A 7,683-nucleotide genomic window follows, 5' to 3' on the forward strand; every position below is an offset into this window, starting at 1 on the left:
CCGCACGAGTCCAGCCGACGCGCCCACCTGCGATTAATTCAGCAGTCTCCCAGTGAGGCTTCGCCTCTGACCGCCGAGGTGGGTGGTTGGCTGCCGCTGATGACGCCCCGTCCGGTGCGGTGCATTCTGAAGGTATCGGAGGCTTGTTGAGGGAATGCGTGATTGTGGTGCTTAATGTCAATGACGTCCTCGAAGGCCACGTCGCCCTGGATGTTCAGTGCCTGGACCGGATCTATCTCAACGGCTACGTCCCGACCCTGCAGGTCGGCGGTCAGGTCGTTTCGTTCATGACCAGGCATCTGGGCTATCGGATCCCTTCCCCTGCGATCCTGGAAAAGATCGGAACCGCCTTTCGGCGTTCGGTGAATTCCTTCGCCGAGGCCAACCACATTCCGTTGATCCGCTTCGCCAAGGACGACCGTAAGATTGACGTGATGCGACGCTATATGCGGGTGCAGGAAAGGGTTGGCCGGTCCGGAGTCGTCGCGATCGGGGTAGCCCAGGAGTACCAGAATGTCTTCGCCTCCACCCAACGCCAGGGCACCAACGGAATCCCGTGCTTTGGCTTCCATAAGGCAGACCGGCGGGTGACGTGTTTCTACTTCTATCTCTGGGATACCGACTTCGGTCCTGCGTTCATCAAGATCTGCGCGTACTTCCCGTACCCGATCAAGGTCTGGATCAACGGCCACGAGTGGGCCAAGCGCCAGGCCACACACGCGGGAATCGCTTTCACCGAACTCTCCAACGGATTCGCGGCCTGCGAGGATCCCCGGTCGCTGCAGGAGATCTGTGACCGGCTCGGCCCGGGCACCATCGAGGTTTTCTTCCAACGCTGGCTCGCCGTGCTGCCCTTGCCGCTGACCGATCACGACGCGGACGCCGGTTACTGGTGGGAGCTGTCCATGCGCCAAGTCGAAATCTCCCGGACCTTGGTCTTTGACGCGCCCCGCCGCGCCCGCGGCTTCTTTGAGGCACTCGTGGCGGACAATCTCGATATCGGCCGGCCCGACAGCGTCGAACTGATCTTCACTGGCCATGCGCCCCACAGCCGTCCCGGCCGCCCGCCCGACCCCGGACTCTGCAAGACAAAAATTGTCACCCGGGATACCGATGTCACCGTCAACGCGTTCTACAAGCACTCCCGGATCAAGCAATACCTCAAGGACGGCCGTGCGTTGCGGATCGAAACCGTCGTGAACTCGCCCGATGACCTACGCTGCCACCGCCGCCTGGAACACCTCGGTGAATTGCAGACCAAAGCCCGTGACATCAACCGCAGACTGCTCGATACTGAACGTGTCGGGCAGGGTTGTGTCCTTGCGAGCCCAGCCTTTGAGCGGGTCGCGCTCCCCACACTTACAGCGGACGGGAAGAGGGCTCCGGCCTTGCGGTTCGGTGACCCCCGGGTCATGGCCCTGCTCGGCGCCTTATGTGTCAGCCTTACCGCCCTCGGATTCACCCATCGGAGCCTGCGTGCCCGGGTGAACCATCTGCTGGGCATCGGATACAGCACCAATCAAATGAGCTACGACCTTGCGAGGCTGCGCCGCAACGGACTCATAGAACGACGCCCACACACCAACACATACACCCTCACCGCTGACGGACTACGTGTCGCACTGTTCTATACCAAGGTCCACAACCGGCTCCTGCGCCCCCTCCTCGCAGCCGACAAAGCCCCCGCACCAGCACCACTGCGCCAAGCCCTGGCAGCCATCGACCACCACGTCAACGGCTACATCGACAACGCCCGGATGAAAAACACTGCCTGAAACTCAAGACAAAGATCAAAGTTCTGACCACCAAGGAACGCTAGCCGCGTAGCGGCTCGAGGAAGAGCACGGGGTCCTCGTCCCGGATGGCAGCGAGAAGCATGCCCTTGGCGTCGTGCGCCGTAGCTGGAGCGACGACCTTGAGCCCGGGGACGTTTGCATACATCGACTCGTAGGCATCGCTGTGGATCTCCAGCGCACGCACGCCACCCCGAACGGCGCACGTATCGTGACCGGTGCGGTGAGCCTGCCTTGGGACCGGAAGCGGAGGCGGGCCCGCTGGTGGGCCACTTGGTGGAAGGCGAGATGGCCGAACCCGAGGAACTGCAGCTCGGCGACCGGCACCATTCCGGATGCGGCCAGACCCACAGAGGATCCAATGATCGAGGCCTCTGCGATCGGTGTATCACCACCCGTTCGGCGCCGAATCGTTCGAGGAGACCTTCGGTGGCTCTGAGATGGTTTCTGCGGCAGCCACTCGTCCAGCGATGGCGGAACCAACATCACCGCGTCGGGTTCAAAGGCCTTGAACCGCTTGTTCAGCCCGGCGCCGGTCTCCACGATGCCGTCCTCAGGACGCTCCACACGCTCCACGAGTGCCTCATCAAACAATCCATCCTGGAAATCCGCGTTCATCTCCCGATTCTTCCAGCCACCGGTCCCGCATCCCAGTCAATCGACCGGTGTTTTAAAAACCCGGGCCGACTACTGACCGACGCTCCTAGCACTCGAGCCCCGCGGTTTGCACAGATCACCGCGGGGCTGAGGCCGCCTGCACCCGTGCCGGCGATGACGACGTCGAAGACCTCGTCCCACTTATCAGCCATTTCATTCGTCACTCGAAAACTTGCTTTTGGCCGGCACATTCGAATCCTGAACGAACTGACCCAGTTGGCAGTAATTACGCTGCGGGTGAAGACTTGCTGGTGTCTACATAGACGCGCCAGGAGACCATGAGGCCGTCGTTTGCGTATTCGGAGATCGAGCATCCCTTCGTTTCCAGGCGAGTGCCGTCATGGAAGGTGTACACGACGGTGACCTCGCTGACGGTCGTCCGCTTGTCCCCATCGACAAGAATGTTGTCCAGTCGGTGCTCGACCGACCGGAACCCGGACTTCCACCCTTTGACCATTTCGGCAATACCGGCGGGTGTAGAGACAGGAGGAAAGTCGTTGAACGCAAAAGACGCCGTCGACGCTAACATTCGATCGAACACATCGTCGGCGCCCGCGTCGACGTCGCGGTAGAACGCACTGGTCAGCTCTTCGAAATTCGTTGTGGTAGAGAACATCATTACTCCTGATTTGGGCTTTGATAGAACCAGAGGGCATGCGGCGCCAGACCGGGCGGGAGGACAATAGGCATGTCGCCGCTCACCTGTCGGATGGCCGCACCTTACGCGAAACACACTCCACCCACCCCGCTCCAGATGGAGTGTGAGCTACGCAACAGGCCGCAAATGAAGCATCGCCGGCTTCGTTATTAATGTCAACCGTCTTGACGGCACTCAAGGCGGTGCATCACGCTGAGCAAACTCTGCGGGCCGAATTTGAACCGCCGAAAACCACTGGGGACATTATGCTTCTCAATCAAGTGGCCCTATGTGGACGGACTCTCCTCGGTCATCGAAAGGTACTTTCGCAGCCGTGGGGGCGCTGATGAGTAGACGGCCCGTCGCACGCCCTGGAATAGCAGTACACGAAGACCTCCAATCTGGCAACCCTCTTGTTGGCTGATCAAATCTCCCCGCGGCTTTGCCCAGCGACACCTCGGAGAGTTCGCATCCGCCGAAGCGCGGATGGCGCTCCTGCGCGGCACTCTGCGTAGCTACCTCACCCATGAGCGCAGTGTGACCCAAGCGGCGGAGGAGCAATATTTCGCGGAATACGGAGACATACCGAGTCCAACAGGCCTTTCGACTCGCTCGCGCAGAACGCGACAGCTCCCACGCTGCACATTCAGGCGGCACTCACGATCATCGACTGATCGGACCAGTAGAACCATTGGGGTGCCAGCCCTCATGGGCGGAGCTGGTACGTCAGCACAGTCCGCAGGGCAGGTATTAGGTCACAGCCCATAGCGATTGCCCTCTAATCGAGTCACGATAGATCCAGCGGTTTCGCCGCACGATGAGCCCGAACTCGGAATTCGCCGAGTCCGGGCCTTCCCGGCCTAACCTACTGTGCAACAGCGGTTTTCGACCCTCCGAGCAACGACAGGGCGATGTGGCCCACGCCGTCGTGACATCAACATCTGGGTGCAGTCTGGCCACAGTAAGGATCAATACACATGTCTACCGATATCGAAGTACACAACGCGAAGAAATCGGACCTCGACCAGCAGAGTTTCGACGACGCTGTGCGGCTGGTCGGGCGACGACTCCTTCATCCGAGGCGGCGACACCGTCGCCGTTCCGGCCGACAAATCGATCCTCGCACTCTCCACGACGCGGGCCTCGCGCTCCTGTTCGCCTGCAATGAGGGCATCTGCGGAAGCTGTAAAACGCGGGCCCTCTCAGGTACCCCCCATGACAACGATTCCCTGACCCCGAAGAACAAGAGAGCGGCGACATCCTGATGATTTGCGTCGCGCACAGTTTCCGACCGCCTGGTCCTCGACTGCTAAGTGCGTTAGTGCACCGAACCCAGCCCCACCGACGCTCCTGAATCAGACGGCTGCACCCGCGTTCGGCCCCGACTCCGGTGCCCACGACATGAAGAAAGTCATACTATGCCTCACGATGTCCTCATTTTCGACGCCTTGCGCACACCACGTGGTCGCGCCCGCAACGGCTCACTCCATTCGGTCAAGCCGGTAACACTGACCACTGGCCTGCTGGATGCGACATTGAGTCGGAACCCGCAACTCGACCCGACCCGCATCGACGATCTGATCCTGGGGTGCGTCAGCCCGCTGAGGGATCAAGGCGCCGACATCGCTCGAACTGCAGTACTGGCTGCAGGTCTGCCGGAGACGATTGCCGGGGTACAGATGAACCGCTTCTGCGCATCAGGCCTCGAAGCTGTCAACACCGCGGCACAGAAAATCGCCTCAGGATGGGAGTCTCTGGTGCTGGCGGGCGGCGTAGAGAGCATGACCCGCGTCCCGATGAGCTCGGACGGAGGCGCATGGGCCAACGATCCCGAGACCAATCTGGCCACCGGATTCGTCCCGCAGGGAATCGGCGCCGACCTCATCGCCACCCTCGCCGGATGGGGCAGGCATGATGTCGACGCATTCGCCGTCGAATCACAGACGAGAGCCGCCAAGGCGTGGGCCGACAGCGCGTTCAACAAGAGCATCGTCCCTGTGCGCGACCGCAACGGGGTCGTCATTCTCGACAAGGACGAGCACATGCGACCGGACACGACGATAGACGATCTCGCACGTCTCAAACCTGCCTTCGCCAATATGGGCGCGGCCGGATTCGATGCCGTGGCCCTTCAGAAGTACCACTGGCTCGAAAATATCGACCACATGCACACAGGCGGCAACTCGTCGGGCATCGTCGACGGTGCTGCACTCGTGGTATTGGGCAACGACTCCATCGCTCGAGAGCTAGGTTTGCGCCCGCGCGGCCGGATCGTCTCCACCGCCGTTACCGGGTCGGATCCCACGCTCATGCTAACCGGTCCCGCACCCGCCAGCCGCAAGGCCCTCGCCGCGGCAGCTCTTCGTCCGGAGGACATCGACCTGTGGGAGATCAACGAGGCCTTTGCATCGGTTGCACTTAGGTTCATGCAAGACATGGATATCTCCCATGAGCAGGTCAACGTCAACGGGGGCGCTATCGCGCTCGGCCATCCATTGGGCGCCACCGGGGCGATGCTCGTCGGGACAATCCTCGACGAACTCGAGCGTCGTGATCTGCACCGTGGTTTGGTAACCCTTTGTGTGGGCGGCGGTATGGGCATCGCAACAATCATCGAACGGATTTGAGGACAGCATGAGCGAAAACACCATCACGTGGTCTGAGGACGGCGGCATCGTCACCCTCTGCTTTAACGATCCCACGCAGTCCGTCAACACGATGAGCGAGAACTACCTCGCGTCGATGAACGCGGTCCTCAATCGCCTGGAAACAGAGCGTGAACAGTTGGTCGGCGTAATACTGACCTCCGCCAAGAAATCGTTCTTCGCGGGCGGCGATCTCCGGGAACTCTTCGCCGCGCGCATCGAAGAAGCGGAGGTGCTAACTGATTTCACGGCGCACGCCAAGTCACAGCTGCGTCGGCTGGAGACGCTCGGGATTCCCGTGGTCGCGGCAATCAACGGCAGTGCATTAGGCGGCGGGCTTGAACTTGCGTTAGCGGCACACCACCGCATTTGCCTCAACGATCCCCGCGTTCGATTGGGGCTCCCTGAGGTGACGCTTGGCCTTCTACCCGGTGGTGGCGGTGTCGTGCGCTCCGTCAGACTCCTCGGACTCGACACCGCACTCGATAAACTCCTGCTTACCGGCAAGACATATACGCCCGGGCAGGCACAAGAACTCGGGCTCGTGCATGAGCTGGTAAACACCCCCGAAGAGTTGGCCGTCCACGCCAAGACCTGGATCATCACTCACCCCGGCTCTCGACAGCCCTGGGATGACGGTTCCCCCATTCCCGGTGGTACCGCCTATGATCCGGCCGTCGAGGCAACCCTCGCCATACGCACAGCGGCTCTGCGGGCCCAGCACAAAGGTGCCCCCATGCCGGCGCCGGCGGCGATCCTTTCCGCGGCCGTGGAGGGGACCCAAGTCGATTTCGAGAGCGCTTCCGCGATCGAAACTCGGTATTTTGTCGAACTCGCCACCGGTCAAGTCTCAAAGAACATCATTCAGGGCACCTATTTCGACCGTCGCACAGTTGCAACCGGTGCAAGTCGACCCGCCGGTTACCCCACCCGCACGACCAGTTCAATCGCGGTAATCGGCGCAGGCCTGATGGGGGCCGGCATCGCACTGTCCGCCGCGCTGGCAGATATCGACGTCATACTCAAAGATGTCGACCTGGCATCGGCAATACGTGGGAAAAATTACGCGGAACGCTACCTCGCCAAAGAAGTCGCCCGCGGCAAGCGGACCGAGGACCAAGCACAAGCCGTCCTCACGAGAATCCGAGTCACCGAAAAAATCGATGATCTGGCTGCCGTCGATGTCCTGATCGAGGCGGTATTCGAGAACCCGGACCTGAAAAAGGCCGTATTCAGTGACGTGGCACGCGTGCTGACTGCAGACACGCTCGTCTGCACCAACACCTCGACTCTTCCGATCAGCGGCCTCGCTCACGCCGTCGACAGGCCCGAAGACTTCATCGGCCTGCATTTCTTCTCTCCCGTGGAGCGCATGGAGCTCGTGGAAATCATCGTCGGCGAGCAGACCAGCGAGGCCAGCCTCGCGCGAGCCTTCGACCTCGTCCGGCAATTCGGTAAGACACCCATCGTCGTCGGCGATGGACGGGGTTTCTTCACAAGCCGCGTGATCCTCAACCGACTGCTTGAGGCGGCGGCAATGGTCGGAGAGGGCATCTCCCCCGCATCCATCGAACAGGCTTCGGTGCAAGCAGGCTACCCACTGGGCACCCTTGCACTTCTAGACGAGCTGACGCTCACGCTGCCCTACGGCATATACGAGCAGTTCCGTGAGGAAGCGCGATCGACGGGGAAGGGCATGCCCGTTCATCCAGGAGCGGCTGTTCTCGCCACCATGATTGAGGACAAGAACCGCCCAAGTCGCTCCGCTGGAAGCGGCTTTTATGAGTACCACGACGGTCGACGCCACGGACTCTGGGCAGGACTCGAAGATGCGTTCGGCCCCTCTGCTCCGCCAGAAGATCTGGGCGAGTTGCGCGAACGCCTGCTGTTCTCCGAGGCACTGGACACAGCGCGATGCCTCGAAAGCGGTCTCCTGCGCTCCACCGCGACG

General features: G+C 61.3%; 5 protein-coding genes and 1 pseudogene. 4 read left to right on the forward strand and 2 right to left on the reverse strand.

What is annotated here, in order from left to right; translation table 11 throughout:
* Window positions 1-86 precede the first annotated feature (86 nt).
* Window positions 87-1,775, forward strand: a complete 1,689-nt coding sequence (locus FBY31_RS22700; protein WP_235013256.1) for a hypothetical protein — start codon at window positions 87-89, stop codon at window positions 1,773-1,775.
* Between the two features lie 40 nt (window positions 1,776-1,815).
* Here FBY31_RS22700 and FBY31_RS23910 read toward each other — a convergent pair.
* Both FBY31_RS23910 and FBY31_RS22710 read right to left on the reverse strand, forming a co-directional pair.
* Window positions 1,816-2,411 (reverse strand): annotated as a pseudogene (locus FBY31_RS23910) (hypothetical protein).
* Between the two features lie 265 nt (window positions 2,412-2,676).
* A complete protein-coding gene (locus FBY31_RS22710) occupies window positions 2,677-3,069 on the reverse strand; it encodes a nuclear transport factor 2 family protein (RefSeq protein ID WP_142046123.1) in 393 nt (130 codons plus the stop codon).
* Between the two features lie 995 nt (window positions 3,070-4,064).
* Between FBY31_RS22710 and FBY31_RS22715 the strand changes: the two genes are divergently transcribed.
* The 3 genes from FBY31_RS22715 to FBY31_RS22725 all read left to right on the forward strand — a co-directional run.
* Window positions 4,065-4,352 carry a 2Fe-2S iron-sulfur cluster-binding protein gene (locus FBY31_RS22715; protein WP_142046125.1) on the forward strand — a complete coding sequence of 96 codons (288 nt, stop codon included), beginning with the start codon at window positions 4,065-4,067 and terminating at the stop codon, window positions 4,350-4,352.
* A gap of 153 nt (window positions 4,353-4,505) precedes the next feature.
* Entirely contained in the window at window positions 4,506-5,714 is a 1,209-nt protein-coding gene (locus tag FBY31_RS22720) for an acetyl-CoA C-acetyltransferase (RefSeq protein WP_142046128.1), read from the forward strand.
* A gap of 7 nt (window positions 5,715-5,721) precedes the next feature.
* Window positions 5,722-7,683 (forward strand): 3-hydroxyacyl-CoA dehydrogenase NAD-binding domain-containing protein (locus tag FBY31_RS22725; protein WP_142046129.1); only part of this gene is annotated, 1,962 nt, incomplete at its 3' end.

This window comes from Arthrobacter sp. SLBN-100, assembly GCF_006715305.1.
In the GTDB taxonomy this organism is placed as follows: domain Bacteria; phylum Actinomycetota; class Actinomycetes; order Actinomycetales; family Micrococcaceae; genus Arthrobacter.